1 protein-coding gene is annotated in these 3,501 nt (G+C 57.0%); it reads right to left on the reverse strand.

What is annotated here, in order from left to right:
- Positions 1-846 precede the first annotated feature (846 nt).
- Positions 847-3,501 (reverse strand): hypothetical protein (locus LCF60_RS23790; protein ID WP_292295013.1); only part of this gene is annotated, 2,655 nt, incomplete at its 5' end.

The following is a 3,501-nucleotide window of genomic DNA, read 5'->3' on the forward strand; positions in this document are numbered from 1 at the left end:
GATGGACGCTCCGGCCGACGCGGCCGACGCGCCTTCTTCACCCGAATGCGCGGTATCGACCGAACCATCGCTCGATATCGACGAGGCAGATGCCCCGCCGGAGCCGGCATGAGAGGTTGTTACATCTCCGTCTTCCGACGCCGACGCAGCAGAAGCGCCGGATGGCCCGGCCTGCGCGGTTACCGACCCGCCGCTGCCAGTCTGGCTGGCAAAGGCACCGTCCGACCCGGCATGGGTTGTCGTGACACCTGGTGAACGCGTCGATGGCGACTCATCGGACACACCAGCAACAAGCCTCGCATTGCCGGCCCTGTCTCCGATGACCTGCACGGATTGAACCGGGCGCGCAATTGGAACGCACTCAATCGTTTGCGGCGCGTATTTGTCCGTATTCAGGACAAAACCGGGCTCCGCAGGAACACAGTTTCCGTGGGACACGGGCGGCGTGGTGCAGGACGCCAAAACGATCAACGTCGTGCTGACGGCGAAAATTCTCATAAAAACCCCCATATTTCTCAGAGAGTTAACACGAGACCCATCCACTATTAAATTGATCGATAGCCTGTCGCGCGCATATAAGGTTGGAATAAATCATCCATGGATAATTCTATTATCTATAGATCGCTTTTTCTCGGGGAGGATGGGCCAGTCTGCAGGATTTCGAAGCCTCAACTCAAGATCTGATGACGTTTCGACGGCTTGGTTGCCTGAGCGGAACCCGGATACGGGGAGTGCTCAATTGAAGTCACATCAGACCGGATTCTCGAATGCATTTTGGAAGATGTGAAAAAAAGGGGGGCCAATATGGCCCCCCTGGATTTGCGGTTCGAAAACACCAGCCTTTGATCAGCCGACGAACAGGATGCTGTCCTGAACGTGGCTGATGGCATTCTCAAGTTCGCCAACACCCACCAGGCGGATGCTTCCGAGGTCCTGGTCCACGAAATCGATGATCACGTCGGCAAAATACCCATCGTCGTCATCGATACCGAAAGTGAGGTCTTCAAAACCGTCCACAGCTGCGAACTGGCTGAAGTCCAACCGGTCGGTGTCGCGGCCGAAGGCCGTGTCAAAACCGTTGGCATTGAACCCGCCAAGGATGACCTCGCCGATATCGTCACCTGTGAAGGTGAAGACTTCACGCTCGGACTGGCCGATCCCATCCGCGGCAAGTTCCCCTGCGCTGCTCGACAGGCTCAGTGCCTTCACAGGCACCCCTGTCTGCAGGACCTGCTTGGCGTCCTCGACCACATCGAAAGACGATCCGTCCGCGGGACCGACAAGTTCGATCTCGACCTCCGGACGCGTGGTGATGGCCGACCCGAGGTCTTGGCTAGTGAACCGCGCTACCAGTTCTGTGCCGTTAAGATCGTCGACTAAGAAAACAACATCATCCGCATTCGCGTTCGCCGAGCTTGCTGACAGCTCGATCGTGTTTCCGGTCACCGCCGCCGTGAACATAGCACCCTCTGCGGAATTGATCGCTGCCGCGATGTCGTCGAGGATTTCCGCGCCAACATCACCGGTGTCAAGGTCCACTTCGAGCAATTCTTGGTCGAGAATTCCGCCTATGAATGCGACAGACTTATCTGCCTCTCCTTCCGGAGCGACCGTCACATCGGCGCGGATGGTGTAGGATGCAAACTTGTGCGTCTGCGATGCGGTGAACGTCACATCATCGATGCCCAGGGCGTCGGTGAACGCCTTCTTGTTTGCCAATGCGTCCCAGCTGCCGGTCGCGTTGCTCCAATAGACCTCGGATTGCGTCTGCGTGTCGGTCTCATCACCACCACTCGGGTCATTCGCAATTTGCGTCTCCTCATTCGGCTGCTCAGTCGACTCACCAACACCAGGCTGCTCATTAGTAATTTGCGCCTCCTCGTTCTGCTCATCACCACCAACCGGGTCAGTCGATGTCGATACAAGGTCGATCCGGAAGGATGTTCCGTTCTGTTCGAACTGAACCCGATTGAACACGGATGCCGTGGTGTCTTCCGGTTGATCTTCCGGATAGTCCGGATAGCTCATCCCACTGATGGACTGGGTTGCCACCAGCGGCGAGCTGTCCAGACCATTCATGGACACCCAACCTCTGGTCGTCCACGCGCCTTCAAGATCATTCTTGGACTGCTCGGTGTTACCAGCAACAACCTCGGCGTTGTACACGAGGTCTCCGGAACCAACCTCGACCAGAACCGTACCCTCGAAATCGGCGTCCCATGTCTCCACGAATGTTCCCGTGTCGACATTGTTCTGACCGAAATCACCCAGTGTTGTTTCTGCACCGAACGTTCCGTCCATATTGCCGAGATCGAGGCGGAAAGTACCGTTATTGGCATCGTCGCCGCCCATGTCACCCGTCAAGGTCACGATCGCATCGGCACCACTGACCAATACAGTATCCAACGAGTCAAGATCGCTCAGGTGAACGGTCGCCACTCCAGCGGTGACATCCACCTCAGTCGTCCCGAGGATGTTGACAAGCTCGACATCCGCGGTTTCGCCTGCGGTGACCTCGACATCACCGAGGGTAACGCTGCCGGACGGGGATTCACCGCCATGCTGGACGTCAACGGTCGCCGCATCGCCAGCGGTCACGGTGACATCACCCAAAGCAACATCGATGCTGTCAGACCCGTCGAGATTGGTGAACACCAGCTCGGCATCGCCTTTCGACGTCAGATCGACAGTTCCGGTATCGAGAACCATCGAGTCCCAGGCGTGGACGTTGAACGTGGCTTCTACAGGTATCTCGTTAATTTCCGATCCGAAGTCTTCGGCGGCGTAAGTCTTGACGGCCTCGCCATTCGCATCGCGGTCCTCGATTGAAAGGGTGACGACGTCCGCATCGACCGAGGAGTCAACCCCCGTAAGGATAATCGTTCCCTCGTCAAGAGTTGCCTCAAACAGGGAGTCGGTTGCGTCATTGATCGCCGTTTGGACCGCGGTCAGGATGGCCGCAGCGTCATCACCATCTGTCAAGGTCACTTCGAGAGCTTCACCGGAGGAAAGAACACCACCGATGATCGCAACCGTGCTCACGCCGTCAGCCTGGGGGCTGTCTGGATTGACGGTTGCACCCGGATTGATCTTGAACAGCGCGCCCTCAAGACCGTATCCCGTGACCGAAAGATTGCCCATGTAGATGTTTGTTGTCTCGTTTACATCTTCATTACGATCGGAACCAATCGTCACGTCAGCCGCGCCAAAGCCATCAATTGTTACATCATTCCGCTCGGTGACTTCAGCTGACTTGACATCGGCGGATGCTCCGAGAGTGATCGTCGACCCCGAGTTGCCTACGATTTGGAGGCGTGCGTCGCCTCCGGATACCACGTCTCCGGCTTCGTTTCTGACCTCTGCCGACAGATCAACATCTCCAGAAATATCGACAGCAGAGTCAGCAACCGAGTCGATGAAGACCCCTGCCCTCACACCAGTGAATGAGGCACTGTCGAATTCAACGTCTACGCGCTCCGAGTCCGCGATGAATAGCCCCGC

It is taken from the genome of Marivita sp., assembly GCF_020055635.1.
GTDB lineage: Bacteria > Pseudomonadota > Alphaproteobacteria > Rhodobacterales > Rhodobacteraceae > Marivita.